Genomic DNA, 23,373 nt, shown 5'->3' on the forward strand with positions numbered 1-23,373 from the left:
CGGCCGGCCCGGGGGCTTCCCGCGGACGGCCAGGCGCCGTTCGTTCGTCAGCCGCGGCTGGACAGAGACCACTTCTGGTTGGATGCGCCGGTGCAGCTCCACAGTTGAACCTTGGATCCATTGGCTGTGGCCGTGCCGGTCACGTCGAGGCAGAGTCCTGACAGGTCGTTCGTGATGCTGCCGTCCGCATGGAAGGTCCACTTCTGGCTGGAGCCGCTGTTGCAGTCCCAGGTCACCACCTTCGTGCCGTTCGTCGTGCCGTTGCCGTACGCGCCGAGGCACTTGCCCGCGACCTGGAGTTCACGGCCCGCCGAGTAGGTGTACGCCTGGTTGGCGCTGCCGGACACGCAGTCCCAGATGTACTGCTGGACGCCGTTGGCCGGGTTGCCGGTGTCGTCCAGGCACCGATTCGAGCCCTGGCCGACGATCGGGGCGGCGGCCGTCTGCGCACCGCGGGTGAAGGTGACCGTGGCGTGCGAAGGGAGGGTGTAGGTGAACGACCCCGAGTTGTTCCAGGTGGTGGTGAGGGCGGTGGCGGAGGAGTTGTTGTTGTAGGTGACGAGAACCTCCCCGCCGTCGCTGTAGCCGATACGCGTGGCGCCGGGGACGACGAACTTCGAGAACTGGCCCAGCTGATAGTAGTTGTCGGTGTAGGTGGCCTTGCCGGTCGACTGGTCGATGGTGACCAGGCCGGTGCAGTTGTCGCAGCCGACGCCCATCTTCGGGCCGCCGTTGGTGTCGAGCGCCAGGTTCCACAGCAGTGCGCCGTTGGCCCAGTTGAAGGTGGACTCCAGGGCGAGTTGGGCTGCGTTCATCGGGGCGATGCCCGGGCCCGTGGAGCACTCGCTCTCGTAAAGCCGTTTGTCGGGATAGGAGTTGTGGATCGTGGTCATCTTGCCGAGGTCGTTCTGGTAGCAGTGCCACGCCGTGCCGTACATCGCGTCGTGCGCAGCCTGGTTGCCCATCAGCGTGTTGGCGTAGGTGGTGTCCACATGGTCGGCGTCCCCGCCGAGGACCTTCGTGTCGCTCAGCTCGGCCTGCTGCAGTGCGGGGGCGAGGTTGTCGGCGATGAAGTTCGCCTCATTGCCGGCGGGCCACAGCATGGCGGAGTACGTGGACGGGGAGATCGTCGGCTCGTTCTGCGGGGTGATGCCCCAGACGTTGACACCCTTGGCTTTGTACTCCTGGAGGAACTTGACGTAGTACTGCGCGAGCGGACCGTACATGTCTGACTTCAGGGTGCCGTTGCCCTGGCCGAGCATCGTGTTGGTGGTCTTCATCCAGGCCGGGGGGCTCCAGTTGTTGGCGAAGAGCTTCATCGACGGGTTGAGCGCCTGGGCCTGCTTGATGACCGGGATGATGTAGGCGTCGTCGTGCGAGGTGGAGAAGTTGGCCAGGCTCGGGTCGGCGACGCCGCCGTTGTCGTCGTAGGAGTAGGTCCCGGGGTTGCTTGTGGGGGTCGCGGTGTAGTCGGAGGAGCCCATCGGCGTCCTCATCAGCGACAGTCCGATGCCGGAGCCGCGGGCGAACAGGTCACGCATCACCCGGTCGCGAGTGGTGGCGTCGAGCTTGTTCTGCAGGAGGTAGGCCGAGGTGTCGGTGAACGCGGCGCCGAATCCGTCGATGGTCTGGTAGGTCTGGGTGTCGTCCACCTTCAGGTTCACGTTGCCGGAGGCCACCGGACCGAGTGCGATGCCCGGCTGCGGGGTCAGGGCCTGACTCAGGTCCGACGTGGTCAGCGTCACGCCGATCGTGTCGCTCGCGGCCGACGCCGGCGTCGGGGCCAGTACCGCCACTCCGCACGTGACAGCAAGGGCCAGAGCGGCGGCCTGCGCGCTCAGTGGGCGGAATGGTTGTCTCATCTGCATGGGAGAGTCCCTCTTCACTTGGGGGTCAGGTCGTCTGCCTTCGGCGCGGGCTGGTCCGGCGCGGCTCTTCGCTGCGGTCGCGCAACCCAGCCGCAGCCGCGGGGCATGGCTGCGGCTGGGGTCTTGCCTGTTCGCATGGCCTGGTGCGGGCCGGGGTCCGGTGCCGCACCGGGTCATGGGCTCTCGGGAACGGGTCAGACGGGGCTGATGGTCCACTGCAGGTTGGTGCTGTTGCCCCAGTCCCACTGCTTGGTGACGGAGCCCTCGGGGACGTTGCCGCCGCCGTCGAGGCACTTGCCCGTGGTGCGGTTGACGATGTTGTACTGGCCGCCGCCGCGGTGCGTGATCTTCCACTGCTGGTTGGTGTGGCCGTTCCAGGCGAGTTGTTTGCAGGTGGCGCCGTTGCTGGTGGCGCCCCAGCTGTCGGCGACCATGCCGTTGGTCCGGTTGACCAGCTTGTAGTAGCCGCCTCCGACCTCGACCGCCTGCCACTGGAGGTTGGTGCTGTTGAACCAGTGCCACTGCTTGAGGTCGGATCCGTCGGCGACGTTGCCGCCGCTGTCCAGGGCCAAGCTGTCGGTGTAGTTGATGATCTTGAGATAGGCCGACGGGTTGAACTGCACCTTCAGCGAGGTGATCTTGTCGTTCTGGCCGGTGACCCGCAGGTCGGCGTTGTCGGCGGTGAAGGTCCACTGGGTGCCGGTGAAGTTGTCGCCGGAGTAGGCGACGATCTGCTGGCCCGGGGCGAGCTTCAGCGAGGAGATGCTGAGCGCGGGTATCCCGTGCAGGTCGAGCTGGTCAGCGGTGTAGTCGCCCAGGCCGAGCGCGGCGGAGGTACCGCTGTAGTTGACGTCCCCGAAGACCAGGGCGCCGTCGACCGGCTGCAGCGTGGGGATCTGACCGGCGAAGGTCAGCTTCAGCACGTACATGGGTGCGGCAAACGGCGCCGACGACGGCAGAGTCACCTTGAGGCCGGACGCGTCCTGGGTGCGGTTCGGCAGGTCGATGTAGGTGCCGGCCGTGCTGTCGAGCAGCTTCACCGAGGTCAGCGTGCCCAGGTTGATGCGGCTGGAGCTGAGCGTCTTGACGGTCAGCGAGCTGCCCGGCCAGCCGAGCACCGTGGCGTACAGGGTGTCGTTCGCCTTGTTCCTGGTGAAGCGGACGTCCTGCGCGGTGCCGGCGCTCGGGCTCATGAAGGTGCCGCCGCCCATCTTCGTCGGCCCCTCGCCGTAGGCGGTCCAGGCCCGGGTCGAGTACACCGACTCACCGAAGCGCTTGAGGTAGTCGCCGATGCCCGTCAGGATGTCGCGCTGGCCCTGGGGGATGGTGCCGTCGGCCTTCGGCGCGATGTTGAGCAGTACGGTTCCGTTCTTGCTGACCCGGTCGATCATCGCGTGCAGCAGCAACTGCGCCGTGTAGTAGCCGATGCCCTCGGTGTAGCACCAACTGGTGCTGGAGACGCTGTCGTCGGTCAGCCAGTAGGGCGACGTGATGTCGGCCGGGCCGCCGCGCTCGTAGTCGAAGACCTCGCCGTGGCTGTTTAAGCCGTCCTTGTAGGTGGCGATGACTTCCCGGCCCCAGGAGTTGGCCTGGTTGTAGTAGTAGGAGAGGAAGTTCAGCAGCTGTGACTCGGCGATCTGGTCCAGGTGGACGTCCTGGTAGATGATGTCCGGCTTGGCCAGGTCGATGACCTCCTTGAGCTTGTCGTACCAGAGCTGGTCCTCCGTGGACTTGTCCAGCTGTCCGTAGAGCTTCTTCAGGCTGGGGTCGGACTGCGCCGGGACCGCCTGGTAGTAGCCGAGGTAGTTGTAGGCGTGGTGCATCGACACCAGCAGCTTGAGGTTCTTCGCGCGGACGGCGTCGGTGAACAGCTGGAGCAGGTTGAGCTGCGGGCCCTTGGCGGCCGAGTTCCACTCGTTGACCTGGCTGTTCCACATAGAGAAGCCGTCGTGGTGCTCGGCGACCGGCCCGGCGAACTTCGCCCCGGCGTCCACGAACAGCTGCGCCCACTCGGCGGGGTCGAAATTGCCCCCGGCCGACTTCAACTTGGGCGCGAACTGGGTGAAGTTGCCCGCCTTGTCGTTCGCTCCGTTGATGAAGTTGTGGTACGGCCACACCGACGGGTCGCCGTACGTGGCGACGTGGTGCTGGTTCACCTTGCTGCCGCCGAAGTACATGTTCCGCGGGTACCACTCGCTGTCGTAGGCGGGGACGCTGAAGACCCCCCAGTGGAAGTAGATGCCGAACTTGGCGTCCCTGAACCACTCGGGAGACGCCGGGTGCTGATTCACCGAGTCCCAGCTGGGCGTGTAGTGGGACGTTGCGGCCAGAGCGGCGCCGGCGCCGAACAGGCCGCCCGAGACCACTGCCGCCGCGACGGCCGTGGTACCGGCGAGAAACTGCCGTCTGTTGATCGCTCTCGACATTGAGAGGCCTCCAAGGCAACTGGGTGTTCCGATGGTTGACAGTGACGAGCGCGAGAGGGTCAGGCTCCGGCGCGGTTGGTCGGTGGCTGGGCGGGGTCTCCGGCATGGCAGGCGACGCGGACGTGGTGGGGACGGCAGGGTTCGACTCCCGGCACTCGGCCAGGCGATGTCCACCGGCGAACGGTCGGTTCGGTCAGGCTCTTCGCCGGCAGCCGTTCGACCGGTGTGGCGAGAAGTGCGCGCTGCCCAAGGGACATTCGACCTGGCCGCCGCGCAGGATTCGTACGCGTTGGGTCCGGCTGGAAAGCACCTGGAGCAGCATCCACACGTCGGCGGCGAAGAAGAGGGTCTCCGGCAGAGGGTGGGACTTGAGTGGAGTGGGTTCGCCGTCGAGGATCATCACCTTTAACCTTTCGACGGCCTCGTCCCTGTGGGGCGGTGCGCCTACTCCTGCTTCTCGCCGGAGGCGAAGCGGGAAATGATCAGGGCGACGATGATGATCAAGCCGTTGAGGAACTGATTCCACAGCGGCGGCACACCGGCCAGGGTCATTACGTTGACAACCAGTTGGAGCGTCAGTACGCCCGTGAGCGACCACCAGTTGCCCCAGGCGATCCGGCTCGCCGAAAGCATCCACGACCTGCCGATCGTCCTCGGCCACGCCGGGAAGCCGCCCATCGCCGACGGCGACCTGACCGACTGGGAACGACAGATCCGCCTTCTGGCCAGACACCCGCAGGTCCGCTGCAAGATGTCAGGCCTCCTCACCGAGGCCGACCACGAGAAGTGGACCATCACAAACATCCGCCCGGTGTGGGACGTTCTGCTCTCCGCCTTCGGTCCGTACCGGCTCATGTTCGGCTCGGACTGGCCGGTCTGCGTACTCGCCGGCGGCTGGAACCGCTGGGCCGCCACGGTCGAGGAACTTCTCGCCGACTGCTCCGCGAGCGAGACCCAGGCGATCCTGGCCGGCACCGCGACCGACTTCTACCGGCTGCAGCCCGGCTGAACGCGCGTCCGGAACGAACCGGAAGCGTCCGTACCGCTGGAGTGATCCGTGAGACGGCGACTGCGGCGGCTGGGGCCGGCATCGGGGCGGATCTCGCAGCCGGTCGACCTCGGGTTTCTTTGTCTGGCAGGCCGGGGGAGCGGCCGAACTGCATGTGTGGCCGGGCGGCTTCCACGGTTTCGAGGGCTTGGCCTCGCAGGCGGTCCATCAGCCGCACAGCTCTGGCCGCACGTCTTGACTGGCTGCGGCGGCTCCATGACGAGTGAGCTAGGTGTCCGCACCGACCACGGGAGGGCAACTCTGCCCAGGTGGCGAACTGCGGCACGCTACGGCCCTGCAGCACGAACGTGCTGCAGGGCCGTCACCGCGCTGTGAGCGCACCGCCTCCCGTGGTGAAGGCGTCGCGGCGCTCAGTACGAGATCTCCGCTCCACAGGGGGGGCGTCGGCCTGGGCACCACGTCGCTGCGGCCACGGAGACGGAACGAGAAGACACGTCCGGGGCTCGGAACGGCCGGAACTGCATGACGGGGGTTCTCATGCCAGGTGCCGGACCACTGCTTCGGCGACGGCCTTGGCACTGCTGGGATTCTGTCCGGTGATGAGGCGACCGTCCTCGACGACGTGGACGTCGAAGGGCTTCTCCGTAGTGCTGTAGGACGCTCCGAGTTCCTTGAGCCGGTCCTCCAGGCTGTAGGGGACGGCGTGCGCCCGCTGGGCCAGTTCCTCCTCCCGCCAGGAGAAGCCGGTGACGTTCCTGCCCTTCACCAGGGGCTCGCCGCTGCTCAGTGTGACGTCGAGCAGGCCGCACGGTCCGTGGCAGACGGCCGAGACGATCCGGTCGGTCTCGTGGAACCGTGCGATGAGCGTCTCCAGCGCCTCACTCTGGTGGAAGTCGAACATCACGCCGTGACCGCCGGTGAGGTAGATGGCGTCGTAGTCGTCGACGTCGACCTGGGTCACGGCCACGGTGTCCTTGAGCTTGTCCATGAACAGGCGGTCGGTATACCGCTTGTCAGTGCCCAAGTCGCTGAGGACGGTGTGGGCGAGGCTCTCCGGGTCGAGTGGCACGGACCCGCCCTCGATGCTGGCGATGGTGACTTCGAAGCCGGCCTGTTCGGCGACGTCGTAGAAGTGTGTCAGCTCACCCAGCCAGAGACCGGTGCGGTATCCGACCTTCTGGTACTCGCCGCTGCTGGTGACGATGACGAGGATGCGGTTCGTGCGGGGCATGGGGCTCCTTCTGCCGAGAAACGTTCAGAGTGTGACATCGGGGAACATGGGGGTCGATCGAGTCGACTCCGGAAAAATCTGTTCCGTCAGGCAGAAGGCGCACCGGTGAGGACTTCCACCCGGCCGGTGTCGAGTGAGTAGTAAGCGCTGACGACGGCCAACTCGCCCTTCTTCACGAGTGGGGCGAGGTCGGCGTTGGATCGCAGGCCGGCGGAGGTCTGCTTGGTGTGGATGCGGATCATGGCGTCGACCGGATCGGCGTGCTTGGCCTTCGCCGTCTCCTCGTACGCGGGCCGCAGTGCCTCGGCGATGGCCTGCATTGCCGGGCAGAGGCTTGTTGTCCTTCAGAGCCTTGTACGCGGCCTTGACGGCGCCGCAACGCTGGTGCCCGAGCACGACGATCAGCGGCGTCCCCAACGTCATGGGCCCGTATTCGACGGAGCCGGTGACAACCGGTCCCACCACCTGCCCGCCGGTGCGCATCACGAACAGGTCACCGAGCCCGGTGTCGAACACCAGCTCCGGTGGCACCCGGGAGTCGATGCAGGACAGGATCACGCCGTAGGGATCCTGCTCCTCGGCGACGAACTGGCGCTGGCTGGGGTCCCGGTCGGGGTGTTGCAGCTTCCCGTCCACCCAGCGCTTGTTGCCCTCCATCAGCCGGGCGAATGTTGCCCACGGCGAGTCCGGCCGATCGCCCGAATGCGAGCCCTCGGGACTTGGAGACGGTGAGGAGGTCTTCGCCGAGTTATCCGTCTTTGTGCTGTCCGCCTTCGACGAGCAGCTGGAAAGCGCGGCCACGGTGGCCACCATTCCTCCAGAAAGTATGGTCCTGCGCAGCGGCTGTCCGACGCTACCCATTTGTTTTTCCTTCCGTTCTGCGCGGCTCGTATTCGTTTTTGAATGCGTCCGTGTCCGCCGTCATGGCGACGACGATGATTGAGCAAGGGATTGCGCGCCTGTTTCGGGCCCAGCCCAATGTAGAAGGGGTTTCCCGGGCACCCCCGGTACCCCGGAAGTGAATGGGGAGGTGGCGATTGCTACTGGAGTGCTATCGATCCTCATCCGGAAGATCCGGAGCCCCGGAGTCCGTGCGGTACGGCGCGACACGGAATGCCAATCGCGGGAGGTGAAGGGGAAACGGCGCGAGAGGCTATCCGTGCACAGGAACCGAGTTTGGCGGCCAGTAGGCGGCTGTCCTGTACGCCGTGCCGCCATGCCCGGCGACCGCGCCACTGACACTGTGGCTGCTGGACGCGGGGTCGGCGGCCGCCGGCCGGTACAGCTTCGCGGACCCGGCGATGGAGGCGCTGTGGGTGTCGGTGCACTGCCGGTCGACCTCGATATCGGTGCAGCGCCGCAGCACGCACAGGAACGTGGGACCGGTCAGGAACGTGTGCGCGCGGTCCGCCTCCGTACGTGGCGGGAGGGTTCGGTGGTGTCCCCGGCGCCGGTCAGGGCCAGGGCGGTTGCCTCGCCGGCCACGGGAGTGCCGGCGCCGCCGTCCGCGTCCATGCCGGGCCTGGCGTCACGGCGGGCCAGCCACCGGTCGATCCCCACGTTGATCAACAGGCATACGGCGCCCCAGCCGGCGATCGTCGCGAGGTGGCCGCCGATGCCGGCGCCGTCGAAGTAGACCGCGGCGCGGGCCACGTCGACCGCGGCGGGCAGGGGCAGGACGTCGTTCAGGCCACGGAAGACCTCGGGGACCATGTAGAGGGAGATGGCTCCGCCGGAGGCCGGGACCCCGATCATCAGGGCGATCAGCAGCACCGGGATGACGCCGGCGATGCCGAGGGTGCGGGTGAACACCGCGGTGAACAGCGAGGTGCTGAAGATCGTCAGTGCTCCGAAGCCGACCATCGCCCAGCCGTGGCCGTTGATCGCGCCGATCAGGACGTCGAACAGCACCCACAGCCATACGGCCATGCCCACCGCCCAGCCGGCCATCATCGGAAGGAGCTGACGCAGCCTCTTGATCTCCGGTGCGCCGCCGCGCAGCGCCGCCATGACCACGAAGCCGGACATGATCCACGACATGGCCGCGTACATGCTGTTGCTGCCGTTGGAGTCGGAAGCGTTCAGAGGCTTGATGTCGGTCATTTCCAGCGGGGTCTTCTGGCTCTGGGCGATCTGCTGGAAGATGCCCCGCAGGGCGTTGTGCTGGCCGGCTCCCGCCGCCGAGGCCGTGTAGAGCTTCGCCTCGCCGCTTTTGGTGGCGGGCAGTACGTACGCGCCGACGATCTCGCGCTCGCGGATCTGGTGGGTCGCCTTGTCGAGGGAGGTGGTGGTGGTCAGCGAGACCAGGTCACCCAGACCCTGCTGAAGACCCTTGGCCGCCTGCGCGGTCTGTTCCTGGGAGGCGCCGACGACCACCACGGGCATGTCGCGAATCTCGGGCTGGTGCAGCGAGGCGCTCATCATGCCGACGACGGCAGTGAGGATGGCCAGCGGGAAGGCGGCCACCGCGAAGTACCGCAGCCGCTTGGAGCGCGCCGGGCCACCGGACATCGCAGGTCGCGGGGCATCGGGGTTGTCGTACTCCGGGGTGTCCGCGAGGACGGCACCCTTGCGGCGCTCCATTACGAAGGCGAGCGCGAGGGCGGCGACCAGCCAGATGGCGAGTGTCTGCACGCGCTCGCCCACTCCCCGGCCGTCGAAGTAGATGACCGACCGAAGTGCCTCACCCGCGGCCGGCAGCGGCAGCACGTCGTGTAGCCAGCCGAAGAAGCTGGGCATCGAGGAGATCGGTGTGGCGAGGTTCGAGGAGGGCACACCGAAGACGACCCACAGCAGCATGCCGGGCAGCAGCGCCAGCCCGCCCAGGAACCTGGCGAACAGCAGTTGACCGATGCCCACGGCTCCTGTCGCCAGCAGTCCGATCCCGACGAACGCCAGGTAGTGACCGTCGACGGCACCTACGATCGGCCCCAGTATCAGCCATGTCACGGTGCTGGTCAGCACCGCCCAGCCGGCCAGCAGCGGCAGGAACCTGCGCAGGGCGAGCAGGTGGGGCGCCGCCGTCATCATCCCGCTCAGCGGGACGTACCCGACCATGATCATGCCGATCGCGGCGAGCAGAACGGCGATGCCCGCACTGTCCCCGGAGGGCAGGGGCGTGATGTCGTCGGTCTTGGTCGTCCAGTCGTGGCCCGCCGCCACCGGGGCCAGGATCTGCTTGACCTTGCTCGCCTGCGAGGCGCCGGCTCCCTGGGCTGTGTAGACGGTCGCCGCCGTGCCGCCGGCCGCGGGAATCTGCAGTACACCCGCGACGTCACGGTCCTTGAGCAGGTCGAGCGCCTTCCCGCGGTCGGCGACCAGCCGGGGATCGGCGGCGCCGTCCTGCACGGACTTCAGCTCGTCGACGACGGACTCGGCCACAGCCCCCGAGCCGACCACCGCGACCGGCATGTCCCGGGTCTTCGGCGAGTGCATGGTCCCCATGTAGGTCGCGTACATCATCGTGACCATGAGGAAGGGGATGAGGAAGAGAAAGGCACGCTTGACGATCTCTCGCTTCCGGTCCGCCTCGGGCGAATCCGGCTCTCGCCCGCTCACCTCGGCGACAGGGGTCGGTGTTTCCATGACGTGCTCCTGATGGGCGTACTCGGGCACAAGGCGCGATGACTGTGCACCATGCGTATGGATTGCATCGTACGATTGGAGTGCATCATGCACAACAATGGCAGAGTGCTACCCGTGTGTATGATGCAAAAATGAGCTGTGGTCGGTATGAGCGTCGCGTCGCTTCCCTGGCCGCGTAATGCAGAGGAGGCACCAGTGGACGCGCAACAGGCACAGCGGATGGAGCGGGAGCTGCTCATCCTGATGCGGCACATGACCATGGCCGGACCGCGGGGACCGGGCAAGCATGCCGGGCTCGACCGCAGCGCCTATGTCCTGCTCAGCCGCCTTGAGGCGCAGGGCCCCATGTCGATTCCCGAACTCGTCGAGGCGTTCGGTCTCGCGTCCTCCACCCTCAACCGCCAGACGACCGCTCTCCTCAAGAACGGCCTGGTCGAGCGCACGATCGATCCCAGCGGAAGCATCGTGCACAAGTTCCGCATCACCGAGGAAGGGCTCGGCCGCCTCAAGGCGGAGCGGGACCGAACGGCAGTCGGCCTGGGCCAGACCCTCAGCGACTGGACGCCGGAGCGCCTGGAACGCTTCATCGATGATCTGGAGCAGTTCAACACCGACATTGAGCGGATGACCGGTCGCCCGTGGCCCCGCGCCGGCCACGCAACGTACTGAGCCAGTCGGCCGCGAACGGCGTGGACGACGGTCACGTCATGCAGTAGTCGCCGTTGACGTCGATGTCTGTGATCGGCAGGTCGAGGGCCTGGCTGGGGTCGCGGGCGCGAGTCGGCCGGCCCGTGTCGGCCAGGGCGGTGAGGATCTGTTGGCCGGCGGGGTGGTCCGCGATGTCGGGGCGGTCCGGCCCGGTGGCGGGTGAGGGCAGCCGGAGAGCGAGGAGGTTCTTGCGGGCGATACGGGATTCCTCGCTCTACGCGTCGAGTTCGCTTGGTCGCTGGGCGAGTTCTTCGATACGGGCCCCGAACTGTACGGCCTGGCCGGGCAGTTCCGGGCCCGCCGGTTTTGTGTTCCAGGATGGCTCTGACCCGTGGGTTCTTGCTCATGCGGTCATTCAGTCGGATCCAGACATGCATGGTCCCGTCGTGGCGGTGCAGATATAGCTCGCCGTAGCCGCACACGCCGAAGGCGATCAGCTCCGCTGCGGCCACACCGCCGGGCAGGCACTCTTTGACAGGGCACCGTCCGCCCGGGGGGCGCGTGGTTGGCCTGATGGGCCCGGCAGATGTCGTCTGCCTCCGGAATGTTCGAGCACCTCGGGCAGAGCGCTCCCGTGCATGCGCAGCACGTGCCGCTTCCCGAAGACGTCGTCGACCAGGCCGCGCTTGCGGACCCGCCCGGCGTCTCCGCGCTGGTGCAGAGCCGGGGTGGTGGTTCTTCGGACGGCGTGGGGTGTTGCTGCCGCTCCCGGGGTTCGCCAGAAACAGGCAACAGGCGTTCGTGGTCCGTGGAGTCAGCACTCGGCGATGTCGGCGAGCAGGGCTGTGACGCGCGCCTGAGCTCGCTCGGCGACGTCGCCGCCCGGGGCGACATGGACCCGGCCGGCCTCAATGGCCGCGATCGCCGAGTCCGCGACCTCACGCGCAGAGAATTTCCCGCCGAAGTTCGCGGCGGCGTTCTGCATCGCAGCCGGAGAGACGGCTTGCATATCGATGGCGCCGAGCGCCACGGAGTTCTGCCCGAGGGGCGTGTCGACGAGCCCCGGGCAGAGCACGGTCGCGCCCAGCGCGGGCGCCACGCGCTTCAACTCCAGATCGAGCGTCTCGGTCAGCCCCACGACCGCGTGCATGGTGGTGGTGTACGGCGTCAGGTCGGGCAGGGGAGCGAGCCCTCCCGAGGATGCGGTGTTGAGGAAGTGGCCCGTGCCCTGCTCGATGAGCAGGGGAGCGAAGGCCTTGACGCCGTGGACGACACCGAGCACCTTGACGCCGATCATCAACTCCCAGATGCGCGCTTCCTGTTCCCACAGGGGAGCGGGCGGGGAGACGACGCCGGCGTTGTTGCAGACCAGGTCCACTTTCCCGTACGCGGCGATGGTCCGGTCGGCGAGCGCGCGCACGGAGGCCTCGTCGCTGACGTCCGCCACCACGGCGGTGACCTCGGCGCCGGCGGCCGTCAGCGACGCCTGCGCCTTGTTGAGGCCCTCCTCGCGGATGTCGGAGATGACGAGCCGCACTCCGCGGTCGGCGAGGGCTTCGGCGAGGCCGTAGCCTATTCCGCTGGCCCCTCCGGTGATGACGGCGACCTGGTCGTTTGTGATGCGCATGCGTACTCCTATTTTTTTCTGAGGCTACTAGAACTGAATGACGTAAGAAGAATGGTGAGCGCGAACCGAATATCCGAAGACAGTGATAGAGCGCTTCGAATTCGTGGTTCAGAAGGGGTTGCAAACCGTTCCGTCGCGGTTGCAGTCCCATGGTGCGTCGGCTTGCGTGCTGCTGTTGTCCGCCATCAGGGCGATGGCGATGATTCCGCAGGCGGCGGCGATTGCAGCGAGCCCTGTGGTGAGACGCTTGAAGAAGTGAGATTCGTTGTTTCGAACGGAACCCATGGAAAGTCCTTGTCCGGTAATAGTGTGAATCGAGCCACGGGAGTGGGTCTTTTCAGGGGCCAGCCCATTGTAGGAGCGGTTTCCCAGGCGTCCCCTGTACCCTGGAAGTGAATTGCGAGGCGACGATTGCTACTGGAGTACTACCGATCCTCATCCGGAGGATTCGGGGGCCTGGCCTGTTGGCGATCCAAGCCTTCAGTAGCGCTGTCGGTCTGCGCCTCGCCCGCGTCGGAGACGAACGCGCGAGAGGCGTGGCGATGCCGTGTGCCAGGTGTTATGAGGTGGTCTTCGCCGGCTCCGACGGCTTGGCCGGCGCGTGCCGCGGGACGGGGCCGGGCTGCTGGCGGGGCAGGAAGGCGGCGAGCGCACAGCACAGCGCGGCGGCGCCGGCGCCGATGGCCAGGACGGTCCTGAAGCCGCTCTCCGACGGAAGGGCGTGGCCCGCGAAGTCGGTGGTCAGCTGTGCCAGGACGACGCCGACGACGGCGCTGGAGAAAGAGGTGCCGAGGGAACGCATCAGGGTGTTGAGGCTGTTGGCGGCGGCGGTCCCGGACACCTGCACGGCTCCCATGATGAGCGCGGGCATGGCGCCGTACGCCAGCCCCATGCCCGCGCCGACGATGCAGCCGACCATGACCAGTTGCCAGATCTCGGACATCAGCACGACGCCGGTCGCGTAGCCGGCGGCCACGACCAGTGCGCCCGTCATCAGGGTGACCTTGGGGCCGCGTGCCTTGGTGATGCGCGCGGAGAGCGGGGCCGTAGCCATCATCACCAGGCCCATCGGGGCCATGGCCAGACCGACGGTCAGCAGGTCCTGGCCCATGCCGTAGCCGGTCTGCTCGGGAAGTTGCAGCAGCTGCGGCATGACCAGGGCCAGTGCGAACATGGAGAAGCCGATGGCGACGGACGCGAGGTTGGTGAACAGCACCTGGGGGCGGGCGCTGGTGCGCAGGTCGACCAGCGGCGCGCTGACGCGCAGTTCGAAACGTCCCCACAGGAGCAGCACGATCGCCGCGGCGGCGAACAGGCCGAGGGTGGTTGTGCTGCTCCAGCCCCAGTCGGCTCCCTTGGACACGGCCAGCAGCAGACAGACCAGCCCGGCCGCGAGGCCGGCCGCGCCCACCAGGTCGAAGCGGCCGCCTGTGCGCACCTCGGACTCGGGGAAGATCGTCACGACAAGTGCCACCGCCACGACGCCGAGGACCCCGGAGGTCCAGAACAGCACATGCCAGTCGAAGTGATCGGCGATCAGGGCGGCTGCGGGCAGCCCCAGTGCACCGCCGATGCCGAGGGACGCGCTCATCAGGGCGGTCGCGCCGGGCAGCCGCTCGGCGGGAAGTTCGTCACGCATGATGCTGATGCCCAGTGAGACGGCGCCCGCGGACAGACCCTGCAGGACCCTGCCGATGATCATCGGGAGGAGGGAGTTGCTGAGGCCGCAGACCACCGAGCCGGCCACGAGGAGGGCGAGGCTGAGCAGCAGCATGCGCCGCTTGCCGTACATGTCACCGAGCCGTCCCATGACAGGGGTGGCGACGGCGCCGGCGAGCAGTGTCGCGGTGACGGCCCAGGCCGTGTCCGTGGGGGAGGCGCTGAGGAGGTCGGGAAGTTCGGGTATCAGGGGGATGACGAGGGACTGCATCAGCGAGACCACGATCCCGCCGAAGGCCAGGGCAGCCACGACGGCGTTCGCTCGTGGAGCGGCGGACGTCTCCTCGGCGGGCGGCCGGGATGATGCTGCGGACATGGATGGGCCTTTCAGGTGGGGCGTGGGACAGGGGCGTGCGAAGGGAAGTGGCACGGCGCGTGGGTGAGGCGGCGCTCCCCGGGGAAGTGGGGGAGCGCCGCCCGGGCCGGCGGCGGCCCGGCCGCGGGGCGCGGGAGTGCGCGGCTACTCCTTCAGACGGATGGCGGCCGCCGGGCAGAGCGCCGCGGCCTCCCGCACGCCCTCGTGCAGATCGGCGGCGGGGGTCTCGGTGAGCAGGATGGCGATGCCGTCCTCGTCACGCTGGTCGAAGACCTCGGGTGCGGCCACGACGCACTGTCCCGCGGCGACGCACTTGGGCTCGTCGAATTCGATGTGCACGGTTCTCTCCTGTGGTGTGGGGGTGTCCGCTTAGGGGGCAGGTCTGGTGTCAGGTGGGGCAGGTCAGGCGTGGTCCCAGGTGAGCGGCAGGCGTTCCGGACCGCGGGTGAGCACTCCGGTCTTCCAGACGACGTCCGCCTCGGACTCGTGGAACCGCAGGCCCGGGAAGCGGGTGAGCAGGGTGTGCAGGGCCACCTGCAGTTCCACCCGGGCCAACGGGGAGCCCAGGCAGTGGTGTATGCCGCCCCCGAAGGCGACGTGGGCGGCCTCACGGCGCTCCAGGTCGAGTTGGTGGGGGCAGGTGAACACGGACTCGTCCCGGTTGGCCGAGTGCAGGGCGACCATCACGGGCTCGCCGGCCCGTACCGTCACCCCGCCGACCTCGACGTCCTCCAGGGCGTAGCGGGCGAAGGTGGTGCCGATGGACAGCGGGACGAAGCGCAGGAGTTCCTCCACCGCCTGCGGTATCCGGTCCAGGTCGGCGCGCAGGGCCGCGAGCTGTTCGGGGTGGGTGAGCAGCACGTACACGAAGTTGGTGATCTGGGTGGCGGTGGTCTCGAAGCCGCCGACGAGGATGCCGGAGAGCATGGTCTGCAGCTCGTCCTCGGAGAGCCGGTCGTCCTCGTCCCGTGCGGCGACGAGGTCGCCGATCAGGTCGTCGCGGGGATTCTCGCGGTGCTCGGCGATCAGGCCGGCCATGTACGCGGTCAGGCTTTCCCGGTGCTTCGCCGCCTCTTCCGCCGTGTACTTGGTGGTGGAGATGAACGCCTCGGCCCAGACGTGGAAGTCGCCCCGGTCCTCGGAGGGAACCCCGAGCAGGGCGCTGATCACGCTGATCGGCAACGGCAGCGCGAAGTCGGTGACCAGATCGGAGGGGGCGCCCTTGGCGAGCATCCCGTCGGCCAGATCGGCGGCGATCCGCTCGGCCCGGGGCCGCCAGTCCTCAACCCGCTTGACGGTGAACGCCTTGGACGCGAGCCGGCGCAGGCGGGAGTGCTCCGGCGGGTCCATGATCATGAGAGCGTCCGGCGGGGTGGGGAAGGACCGCATGCGCGGCTCGTCGCGCCGGAGGGCTTCGTTCCGGCTGAAGCGGGGGTCACTGAGGACGAACCGCGCGTCCGCGTGGCGGGTGGCCAGCCAGGCGGGCTCGCCATACGGGAGCTGGATCCGGCTCAGTGGCTGCTCCTCCCTCAGGGCGGAGTACAGAGGGCTGAGATCGAGCTTCTCGGCCGCGAACGGGTACGTGGCGGGCTGGGTGACCGGCATGGACTGCTCCTGGGTGGGAGGGAGGGGACTCTCTTTAACCGAGATGATGCTATCGGTTATATGAGATCGGACTGATAACTCAATAGATGGTTGACTATTGGTTGATAAGGTGGAGCGGTGACTGCTGAAACTCCGCGTCGACTGCGCGCCGACGCCGCCCGCAACTCGGAGAAGATCCTCCAGGCCGCGCGCGAGATCTACGCCGAGAGCGGCCCCGACGCCTCGCTGGAGGGGATCGCCCGTCGCGCCGGTGTGGGCATCGCGACGCTGTACCGGCGCTTCCCGAACAAAGAGCAACTCGTCCGGGCGGCGCTGGACCAGAAGATCACCGAGGAGATGTCGCCCGCGATCAGCCGAGCGCTCGAGGACAGCGATCCCCTGCGCGGGCTCGCGACCCTGTGGGAGGCCTCGGTCTCCTTCGCGGCACGCGAACGAGGCATGCTCGGCGCGGTGCGCCATTCGGGCTCCTTGGCCTCGGAGCTCTCCGCACCGTTCTACGAGGCACTGATCGTGGTCACCCGACGGGCGCAGATCGCCGGACATGTCCGCGCCGACCTCGTTCCCGACGACCTCCACCGGATCACGGTGATGCTGCTCAGCGTTCTGCACACGGTGCGGCCCGACAGCGACGGCTGGAAGCGCTACATCACCCTGATGCTCGACGGCCTCGCGCCTGCGCGGCCCACCGTGCTTCCGTCGCCGGAGCCGCTCCGTCAGTCGCCGACGCGGGGGTCCCGGTCTGCCTGACAAAGGGAGGCTGCCGCCCGCGGTTTCTCTCACTCCCGCAGGCTCGCGCCGCCGCAGACCGACCACGTCTGACCGTTGACCCACTCTCCGTCGTCCGAGAGCAGCAGAACCACCGTCGCGGCGATGTCGCTCGGCTTGCCGAATCGGGTGCTGCGGAGCTCGTGCCCCGGCTGTGACGCGGGGGTGCCTTGGCGTTGCAGGGACTCGGTCACGACTCGGCCCGGTGCCACCGCATTGCAGCGGACCCCCTCCCGGCCCCAGCGTGAGGCGATGTGCCGGGTCAGTGCGTTGACCCCGGACTTCGAGACGGAGTACGCAGGCAGTACGGGCAGCCCGGACCACGCACCCCCGGAGGAGCAGTTCACGATCGCGCCCCCGCCCGCGGCGAGCAGATGCGGGATGGCCGCCCGGCAGGCCAGGCTGTAGCCGAGCAGGTTCACCTCGAACGTACGGCGCCAGACCTGCGGGTCCATGCCGAGCAGATCGGTGTCCCGGTCGGGCACCGCGTCCGGAACATTGGCACCCACGTTGAAAAGGCCGTCCAGCCCGCCGAGTTCGGCCACGGCACGATCGATCAGCGCCTGCACGGAGCCCTCGTCGGCCAGGTCGAAGTACACGGCCACCGCGGTCCCTCCGCCCTCGGCGATGCGCTCGGCCGTTGCCTGTGCACCGGAGAGGTTCAGGTCGCCGATGACCACCGACGCGCCCTCCTCAGCGAGTCGTTCGGCCGTGGCGGCACCGATACCGGTGGCTCCGCCGGCAACGACGATCCGTTTGCCACGCAGGCCTCTCATCTTTCTCTCCCTCGTGTGTGGTGAGCGTCGCGCCGCGACGGTGCCGCAGACGATCGACGGCGCGACGAGGCGCTTCCCGCGGAGCGCTCAGCATGTTCTTGCACGGAGTGACGTACTGGTGGGACGTGGGACCGACGGTCGGGGGGTGGCACAAACCGCCGGTCCCACGGGTGCGCCGCCTGACCTTTCCCCGGGTGTGGCGGCGCTGGGGGCGTCTCCACTGTGAAGGCCGCCCGTCTGTGGGGCCCCTCCTTACCAGGTGACCGGCAGTTCGTGGACGCCGAAGGCGGCCATGGTGCTCCGGAACGGGACCTCTTCCAGGGGTACGGCCAGGCGGAGGCCGGGCAGCCTGCGCAGCAGCCGCGGCAGCGCCTCCGTCAGTTCCACCCGGGCCAAGTTCTGGCCGAGGCACTGGTGGATGCCGTAGCCGAAAGCGATGTGGCCGCGGGTGCTGCGGGCGATGTCGAGGGACCCGGCGTTGTCCATGAACGCCGGGTCGTGGTTGGCCGCGGGCAGGTTGACGGCGATGATGTCCCCGGCCTTCACCTCCTGGCCGCCGATGACGAGGTCCTCGTGGGCGGCGCGCCAGATCATGTCCTGGGCGATCGAGAGGTAACGCAGCAGTTCCTCGATGGCGTTCGCGATCGCCTTGGGGTCGTCGCTGTCCCGGAACACGGCCGCCTGCTCCGGGTGCTCCAGCAGGGTCAGCGTGCCCAGGCCGATCATGTTGGCGGTGGTCTCGTGGCCGGCGATGAGCAGGACGAGACCGTTCATGGCCACGTCCTCCGGCTTGAGCTCCCCCGTCTCGACGCGCTCGGCGATCAGCCGGCTGATCAGGTCGTCACCGGGCTCGCGCTGCTTGCGCTGCACGAGCTCCATGAGGAAACCGAACAGCTCGGCACTCGCGCGGCTCTTGTCCTGGGGGGTGACGTCCGGCTGGTTGATCGTGACGCTGTGCTTCTGGAAGAACTCGTGGTCCTCGTAGGGGACCCCGAGCAGCAGGGAGATGACCAGGGACGGCATCGGCAGGGCGAAGGCCTCGACGAGGTCGGCCGAGTCGCCCTTGGCGGTCATCTCGTCGATGAACCGGTCGACCAGCGCCCGCACTTGAGGCCGCATCGCCTCCATGCGCTTGACCGTGAAGTCCTTGGTCAGCATGAGGCGGATCCGGGCGTGCTCGGGGTCGTCCATGCGCGGGAACGCCGGTACCTGCTGGTCGCCGCTCGGGTGCATCCGGGGATAGCGGAGGGTGTCGGCGCTGATCCGCTGGTCGGACAGGACGAACTTGACGTCCTCGTGGCGGGTGACGACCCAGGCGGTTTCGCCGTTCCACAGCCGCACCTTCTGCAGGCCGTCGCCCAGCCGCCACTGCTCGTACTCGGCGGGCAGGTCGAGCGGACAGCGCGAGGAGCGGGCGGCGGGGTAGTCCGGCAGACCGAGGTTGCCGGTCGGGTCGGTGACGGTGCTCATGGGTCCTCCAGTGGGGGTGGGGGCTGTTGTGGGGCTACGCGACGGAGGCGCCGATGACGGCCTCCGTCCACGGGGTGCCGGCCGCGACGAGGGAGCGCCAGGCACGTACGGTCCTGGGCGGCAGCCCGGCGGCGAGTACGCCGGTCAGCCGTTCGCCCCGGCGGTAGGCGACCAGGAGGCGCTGCGCCTCCTCGGACTTCAGGACGAGCGCCTCGTCGTGGCCGCGCAGATGGCCGTACGCGTGGATCTTGACGTCGTACTGGTCGGACCAGAAGTACGGGACTGGTGCGAACGGCCGCCGCTGGTCGGGGGTGAGGAGGTTGCGAGCGACGGCGAGGGCCTGCTCGGCGGCGTTCGTACGGTGCTCGATGCGCATCGGCGTGCCGAAGAGCGGGTTGTGCCAGCGGGCCACGTCGCCGACTCCGTAGACGTCGGGCGCGGCGGCGGAGTACTCGTCGCACAGCAACCCGTCCTGGAGGAGGAGGCCGCTGCCGGCCAGCCATTCGGTGTTGGGCAGGGAACCGACGGCCACGAGGACGCCGTCGGCGGCCAGGACGCTGCCGTCGGACAGCAGGACGCCGGTGACCCGGCCGTCGGCTGAGCTCTGGATCTCGTGGACCGAGGTGTCGGTGCGCACGTCCACGCCGTGGGCCAGGTGGATCCGGGTCAGGAACCGTCCGGCCTCCTCGCCGATGGCCAGGCCCATGGGGACCGTGCCCGCCTCCAGGAGCGTCACCGTCACTCCGAGGGCGCGGGCCGTGGCCGCCACCTCCGCCCCGATGAAACCGCCTCCGACGATCACCAGGCGCCGGTCCGGCCGCAGCGCTTCCTTGAGTGCCAGCGCGTCCTCGACGGTGCGCAGCACGTGCACACCGGACACGCCCTCGCAGCCGGGCAGGCGGCGGGGCCGGACTCCGGTGGCGACGATGAGCGCGTCGTACGGCACCCGGCCGCCGTCGGCCAGGTGTACCTGGCGGGAGTTCCGGTCCAGCCCGATGGCGGTCGCTCCCAGGCGAAGGTCGAGGCCGAGGGCTTGGATGTCCGCCGCCGGGCGCAGGGCCAGGCGTTCCGGTTGCCAGTCGCCCTTGAGGAGTTGCTTCGACAGGGGCGGGCGGTCGTAGGGGGCATGGGGCTCGTCGCCGACGAGGGTGATGGCACCCTCGTAGCGCACCCTGCGCAGTGCCTCCGCCATGGCCAGACCGCCCGCCGACGCGCCGACCACCACGATCCGGTTCACGAGGCCGCCCCACGGCCGGGTGCGCCGATGTCGGCTGTCAGTTGCATCAGATGTCTCCTTTGCTGAGCCGTTGCGATGAACCGCTCGACCCTTCTTAACGATAGCTACTCTCATTTACTGAAGATTGTTGGGCAACATACTTGAGAAGTAAGCGTCGCTGGCTCCGTCATCCCTTGGTCGCATCCGCGAGAACGAGGCGAAAAAGAGCCATCTGAAGTGCAATTTCCCACTCGTTGACGCTGGCTTCTGTCAAGCGATAGCGTCAGATCGCTTAGTGGCTTCACGTCCTGGATGTCATGACGTGCGCCCCTCGCGCCACATGGCGTTTCGCCTCGCCCCTCTCGTGGGCGGAGGCCAGTTCACTCCCGGAAAGAGGCGAAGCATGACTGAGGCGTATCGGAACCTGATCGGCGGGACGCTGCGGCCACCGGAGTCGGGGCGATGGCTCGACGCGGAGAACCCGGCGACCGGTGAGGTCTGGGCGCGGATCCCCGCAGGCGGCCAGGCGGACGTGGACACCGCCGTCAGGGCCGCGAAGGAGGCCTTCCCCGGCTGGTCGGCGCTGCCGGCGGCGGTCCGCGGTCACTACCTGCAGCAGGTGGCGAAGGTCTTCGCCGAACACGGTGAGGAACTGGCCCGGCTGGAGACCCGCGACAACGGCCGCCTCCTCGGGGAGAACATCCAGCGCGCCGGAATCGGCATGGCGTTCGTGTGGAACCAGGCCGCGGGCCGGACGCTGGAGGCGGTCACCGGCGACAGCGTGGTGCTCGACCCGGCCGGCTTCGGCTTCACCCGGCGCGAGCCATACGGTGTCGTCGCGGCGATCGTGCCGTGGAACGCCCCGCTGGCGATGCTGTGCAACAAGGCGGCCGTGGCGCTTGCGGCGGGCAACACCGTGGTCGTCAAACCCCCGGAGCAGGCGAGCGTCTCATCGCTGCGCTTCGCCGAGCTCGTCGCCGAGACGCTGCCGCCCGGGGTCCTGAACATCGTCTCCGGAACCGGCGAGGAGGTCGGGGACCCCCTGGTCCGGCACCGGGACGTCCGTAAGATCACCATGACCGGGTCGACGGAGACCGGCCGGGCCATTCAGCGGGCGGCGGCCGATACCCTCACCCCGAGCATCTTCGAACTCGGCGGCAAGTCCCCCAACATCGTCTTCGTGGACGCCGACCTCGACGCCGCCGCGCAGGGCGTGACGGTCGAGTCCATCTTCACCGGCAACGCGGGACAGGTGTGCGTGGCCGGATCCCGGATCCTCGTCCAGCGGCCCGTCCTCGGCGAGATGCTCAAGCGCATCCGCGCGATCGCCGAGGAAATCGTCCTCGGCGACCCGGCCGACGACACCACCACCATGGGCCCCCTCATCTCCCGTGAGCAGTACGACCGCGTCGTCGGCCACCTCAAGTCCGGTGCGCAGGAAGCGGAGTTGGTCTTCGGCGGCCGGCACGGCCCCGAACTGGTCCCCGAACTGCCGGGCGGCTACTGGGTCGAGCCCACCCTCTTCACCACCACGGACAACTCGCTGCGCATCTGCCAGGAGGAGATCTTCGGCCCCGTCGCCGTCGTCATCCCCTTCGACACCGACGACGAGGCCCTCGCCCTCGCCAACGACAGCCGCTACGGCCTCGCTTCCGGAGTGTGGACCCGGGACCTGGCCCGCGCGCTCCGCTTCATCCGCGACCTCGACGCCGGCAACGTGTGGGTCAACGCCTACCGCCAGACGCGGTACGAGCTTCCGTTCAGCGGCGTGAAGGACAGCGGCTACGGCCACGACGCCGTCCTGGAGTTCACCCGGGAGAAGGCCGCCGTCATCAAGGCCTGACGCCCCGGCATACATCCGTACCAGCCTGCCGACGAGCCCGTCGGCAGGTCTGCCCCCACCATGATGAAGGAGAAACCGCATGGGCGACATGGATGGCAAGGTCGCAGTGATCACCGGAGCCGGCGCGGGCATGGCCAAGGCCTGCGCGGAGCTGTTCGTCCAGCACGGCGCCAAGGTGGTTGCCGCCGACATCAGCGGCAAGGAGAAGGAGACCGCGGCGGAGCTCGGTGAGGCGGTCGTACCCGTCCACTGCGACGTCTCACAGGAGGACCAGGTCGTCGCGATGTTCGAGACAGCAGTACGCGAGTTCGGCCGCGTGGACGCCGTACTGAATGTGGCGGGCATTGCCGACGGTGCCCCGCTCACCGACTCGACCCTGGAGATGTACGACCGGATCATGGCCGTGGACCTCAAGGGCGTGTTCCTCGGCACCAAGCACGGGATCCGTGCCATGCGTGCCACCGGCGGGGGAGCGATCGTCAACTGGGCCTCGCTGGCCGCCCTGGCCACCTCCGGCGCCTCTGCCGGAGTCTACTCGGCCGCCAAGGCGGGCGTCATCGCACTGACCCGGGCAGCGGCGACCGAGTACGCCACCGAGGGAATCCGTGCCAACTCGCTCTGCCCCGGCATCATCCTCACCGACATGGGCCAGAACGCGGTCCAGGCGGCACCCGAAAAGCTCCAGAAGCCCGCGATGCAACGCGGTGGCGCCCCTCAGGAGGTCGCCGAACTGGCTCTCTTCCTCGCCTCGGAACGCTCCTCCTACCTCACGGGGCTGGCCATTCCGATCGACGGCGGCTGGGGCTCACTGCTCCGCTGACCCGCACACGCCGAGAGCTGCCACGCGATCCTGGGACCTCCAGAGGATGCTCGTATCTGAAACTGCAGTCGTCCACCGGCCCGGTCCCTCAGCGGCCTGGGCCGCAACGTGTCGAATTCTGACCAGGCACAGACGGAATCTCGAATCACGCACAACGATCTGAGCCTTAGGTTGATGAAGAGGCCAAGACCAAGTGCCTCGGCCACGGCGGAGTCTGCACAGTGTGGTGCCGCGACGGACACAGGAGCCCACGGCGCGCCAGACCGTCCCCGTGGCCGGTCGGCTCGACCACGTCGAGAACAGCGACCAAACCGCGTACGGACATGTCCTACCCGACGGGCCTGACTCAAGGAGGCAGGCCGGAAGGACATCTAGCCAGAGAGCCCCCCCGGCGCTGCGGCGTGAAGACCGCATCGAGGCGCGTCCTCACCTGGCGGACGCATCTGACC

The 23,373-nt window shown here is 68.2% G+C and carries 18 protein-coding genes and 4 pseudogenes; 7 read left to right on the forward strand and 15 right to left on the reverse strand.

The features are described from left to right. Positions 1-47: 47 nt before the first annotated feature. The 3 genes and pseudogenes from AB0959_RS38480 to AB0959_RS38490 form a co-directional block, all read right to left on the reverse strand. Complete coding sequence (locus tag AB0959_RS38480) at positions 48-1,862, reverse strand: ricin-type beta-trefoil lectin domain protein (protein ID WP_366831423.1); 1,815 nt, start codon at positions 1,860-1,862, stop codon at positions 48-50. A gap of 200 nt (positions 1,863-2,062) precedes the next feature. Then, on the reverse strand, positions 2,063-4,294 hold the full coding sequence (locus AB0959_RS38485; protein ID WP_366831424.1) for an alpha-L-fucosidase: 2,232 nt from the start codon (positions 4,292-4,294) through the stop codon (positions 2,063-2,065). Between the two features lie 444 nt (positions 4,295-4,738). Further along, positions 4,739-4,894 (reverse strand): annotated as a pseudogene (locus tag AB0959_RS38490) (ABC transporter permease); the annotation flags it as partial. Between AB0959_RS38490 and AB0959_RS38495 the strand changes: the two are divergent. After that, positions 4,881-5,303: pseudogene (locus tag AB0959_RS38495) on the forward strand (amidohydrolase family protein); the annotation flags it as partial. The pseudogenes AB0959_RS38490 and AB0959_RS38495 sit on opposite strands and share 14 nt — an antisense overlap. 121 nt (positions 5,304-5,424) lie before the next feature. After that, positions 5,425-5,569: pseudogene (locus AB0959_RS38500) on the forward strand (alpha/beta hydrolase); the annotation flags it as partial. Positions 5,570-5,838: 269 nt separating this feature from the next. Here AB0959_RS38500 and AB0959_RS38505 read toward each other — a convergent pair. The 3 genes and pseudogenes from AB0959_RS38505 to AB0959_RS38515 form a co-directional block, all read right to left on the reverse strand. Then, positions 5,839-6,534 carry a type 1 glutamine amidotransferase domain-containing protein gene (locus AB0959_RS38505; RefSeq protein ID WP_366831425.1) on the reverse strand — a complete coding sequence of 232 codons (696 nt, stop codon included), beginning with the start codon at positions 6,532-6,534 and terminating at the stop codon, positions 5,839-5,841. Between the two features lie 86 nt (positions 6,535-6,620). Continuing rightward, positions 6,621-6,854: a hypothetical protein gene (locus AB0959_RS38510; RefSeq protein ID WP_366831455.1), complete on the reverse strand. Its 234-nt coding sequence runs from the start codon at positions 6,852-6,854 to the stop codon at positions 6,621-6,623. A 76-nt stretch (positions 6,855-6,930) separates the two neighbouring features. Next, positions 6,931-7,191 (reverse strand): annotated as a pseudogene (locus tag AB0959_RS38515) (carbonic anhydrase); the annotation flags it as partial. Here AB0959_RS38515 and AB0959_RS38520 point away from each other — a divergent pair. Further along, a complete protein-coding gene (locus AB0959_RS38520; protein ID WP_366831456.1) occupies positions 7,181-7,477 on the forward strand; it encodes a hypothetical protein in 297 nt (98 codons plus the stop codon). The pseudogene AB0959_RS38515 and the gene AB0959_RS38520 overlap by 11 nt on opposite strands. Before the next feature lie 443 nt (positions 7,478-7,920). Here AB0959_RS38520 and AB0959_RS38525 read toward each other — a convergent pair whose 3' ends face one another. Next, positions 7,921-10,119, reverse strand: a complete 2,199-nt coding sequence (locus tag AB0959_RS38525; protein ID WP_366831426.1) for an ABC transporter permease — start codon at positions 10,117-10,119, stop codon at positions 7,921-7,923. Positions 10,120-10,314: 195 nt separating this feature from the next. Between AB0959_RS38525 and AB0959_RS38530 the strand changes: the two genes are divergently transcribed. Next, positions 10,315-10,788, forward strand: a complete 474-nt coding sequence (locus AB0959_RS38530; protein WP_366831453.1) for a MarR family winged helix-turn-helix transcriptional regulator — start codon at positions 10,315-10,317, stop codon at positions 10,786-10,788. Between the two features lie 793 nt (positions 10,789-11,581). Here the strand turns inward: AB0959_RS38530 and AB0959_RS38535 are convergent. From AB0959_RS38535 to AB0959_RS38555, 5 genes are all read right to left on the reverse strand, one after another. After that, positions 11,582-12,394, reverse strand: a complete 813-nt coding sequence (locus AB0959_RS38535) for an SDR family NAD(P)-dependent oxidoreductase (RefSeq protein WP_366831427.1) — start codon at positions 12,392-12,394, stop codon at positions 11,582-11,584. Between the two features lie 108 nt (positions 12,395-12,502). Next, positions 12,503-12,679: a hypothetical protein gene (locus AB0959_RS38540; protein ID WP_366831428.1), complete on the reverse strand. Its 177-nt coding sequence runs from the start codon at positions 12,677-12,679 to the stop codon at positions 12,503-12,505. A gap of 274 nt (positions 12,680-12,953) precedes the next feature. Continuing rightward, complete coding sequence (locus AB0959_RS38545) at positions 12,954-14,429, reverse strand: MFS transporter (protein WP_366831429.1); 1,476 nt, start codon at positions 14,427-14,429, stop codon at positions 12,954-12,956. A 144-nt stretch (positions 14,430-14,573) separates the two neighbouring features. After that, on the reverse strand, positions 14,574-14,768 hold the full coding sequence (locus AB0959_RS38550) for a ferredoxin (protein WP_366831430.1): 195 nt from the start codon (positions 14,766-14,768) through the stop codon (positions 14,574-14,576). A gap of 63 nt (positions 14,769-14,831) precedes the next feature. Then, positions 14,832-16,034, reverse strand: a complete 1,203-nt coding sequence (locus AB0959_RS38555) for a cytochrome P450 (RefSeq protein WP_366831431.1) — start codon at positions 16,032-16,034, stop codon at positions 14,832-14,834. Between the two features lie 117 nt (positions 16,035-16,151). On the opposite strand from AB0959_RS38555, the gene AB0959_RS38560 reads away from it, so the two are divergent. Next, the gene (locus tag AB0959_RS38560; RefSeq protein WP_366831432.1) at positions 16,152-16,781 is read left to right on the forward strand and encodes a helix-turn-helix domain-containing protein; all 630 of its coding nucleotides are present in this window, start codon (positions 16,152-16,154) and stop codon (positions 16,779-16,781) included. Between the two features lie 29 nt (positions 16,782-16,810). Here the strand turns inward: AB0959_RS38560 and AB0959_RS38565 are convergent, their stop codons facing one another. The 3 genes from AB0959_RS38565 to AB0959_RS38575 form a co-directional block, all read right to left on the reverse strand. Continuing rightward, the gene (locus AB0959_RS38565) at positions 16,811-17,575 is read right to left on the reverse strand and encodes an SDR family NAD(P)-dependent oxidoreductase (RefSeq protein WP_366831433.1); all 765 of its coding nucleotides are present in this window, start codon (positions 17,573-17,575) and stop codon (positions 16,811-16,813) included. A gap of 252 nt (positions 17,576-17,827) precedes the next feature. Then, entirely contained in the window at positions 17,828-19,045 is a 1,218-nt protein-coding gene (locus AB0959_RS38570) for a cytochrome P450 (protein ID WP_366831434.1), read from the reverse strand. Positions 19,046-19,079: 34 nt separating this feature from the next. Continuing rightward, positions 19,080-20,282 (reverse strand): FAD-dependent oxidoreductase, encoded by a 1,203-nt coding sequence (locus AB0959_RS38575; protein ID WP_366831435.1) that lies wholly within the window; start codon positions 20,280-20,282, stop codon positions 19,080-19,082. A 382-nt stretch (positions 20,283-20,664) separates the two neighbouring features. On the opposite strand from AB0959_RS38575, the gene AB0959_RS38580 reads away from it, so the two are divergent. Together AB0959_RS38580 and AB0959_RS38585 are read left to right on the forward strand one after the other, a co-directional pair. Then, on the forward strand, positions 20,665-22,104 hold the full coding sequence (locus AB0959_RS38580; protein ID WP_366831436.1) for an aldehyde dehydrogenase family protein: 1,440 nt from the start codon (positions 20,665-20,667) through the stop codon (positions 22,102-22,104). A 79-nt stretch (positions 22,105-22,183) separates the two neighbouring features. Continuing rightward, entirely contained in the window at positions 22,184-22,924 is a 741-nt protein-coding gene (locus AB0959_RS38585; RefSeq protein WP_366831437.1) for an SDR family oxidoreductase, read from the forward strand. Positions 22,925-23,373: the final 449 nt, after the last annotated feature.

This window comes from Streptomyces sp. NPDC046862, assembly GCF_040704615.1.
Taxonomy (GTDB): Bacteria; Actinomycetota; Actinomycetes; order Streptomycetales; family Streptomycetaceae; genus Streptomyces.

What these genes read in the sequence shown, in the direction of transcription:
- AB0959_RS38525 (WP_366831426.1), bottom strand. Translation starts at nt 10,119, where the DNA reads ATGGAAACACCGACCCCTGTCGCCGAGGTGAGCGGGCGAGAGCCGGAT.
- AB0959_RS38540 (WP_366831428.1), bottom strand. Translation starts at nt 12,679, where the DNA reads ATGGGTTCCGTTCGAAACAACGAATCTCACTTCTTCAAGCGTCTCACC.
- AB0959_RS38535 (WP_366831427.1), bottom strand. Translation starts at nt 12,394, where the DNA reads ATGCGCATCACAAACGACCAGGTCGCCGTCATCACCGGAGGGGCCAGC.
- AB0959_RS38505 (WP_366831425.1), bottom strand. Translation starts at nt 6,534, where the DNA reads ATGCCCCGCACGAACCGCATCCTCGTCATCGTCACCAGCAGCGGCGAG.
- AB0959_RS38555 (WP_366831431.1), bottom strand. Translation starts at nt 16,034, where the DNA reads ATGCCGGTCACCCAGCCCGCCACGTACCCGTTCGCGGCCGAGAAGCTC.
- AB0959_RS38565 (WP_366831433.1), bottom strand. Translation starts at nt 17,575, where the DNA reads ATGAGAGGCCTGCGTGGCAAACGGATCGTCGTTGCCGGCGGAGCCACC.
- AB0959_RS38580 (WP_366831436.1), top strand. Translation starts at nt 20,665, where the DNA reads ATGACTGAGGCGTATCGGAACCTGATCGGCGGGACGCTGCGGCCACCG.
- AB0959_RS38545 (WP_366831429.1), bottom strand. Translation starts at nt 14,429, where the DNA reads ATGTCCGCAGCATCATCCCGGCCGCCCGCCGAGGAGACGTCCGCCGCT.
- AB0959_RS38570 (WP_366831434.1), bottom strand. Translation starts at nt 19,045, where the DNA reads ATGAGCACCGTCACCGACCCGACCGGCAACCTCGGTCTGCCGGACTAC.
- AB0959_RS38585 (WP_366831437.1), top strand. Translation starts at nt 22,184, where the DNA reads ATGGGCGACATGGATGGCAAGGTCGCAGTGATCACCGGAGCCGGCGCG.
- AB0959_RS38485 (WP_366831424.1), bottom strand. Translation starts at nt 4,294, where the DNA reads ATGTCGAGAGCGATCAACAGACGGCAGTTTCTCGCCGGTACCACGGCC.
- AB0959_RS38480 (WP_366831423.1), bottom strand. Translation starts at nt 1,862, where the DNA reads ATGAGACAACCATTCCGCCCACTGAGCGCGCAGGCCGCCGCTCTGGCC.
- AB0959_RS38510 (WP_366831455.1), bottom strand. Translation starts at nt 6,854, where the DNA reads ATGCAGGCCATCGCCGAGGCACTGCGGCCCGCGTACGAGGAGACGGCG.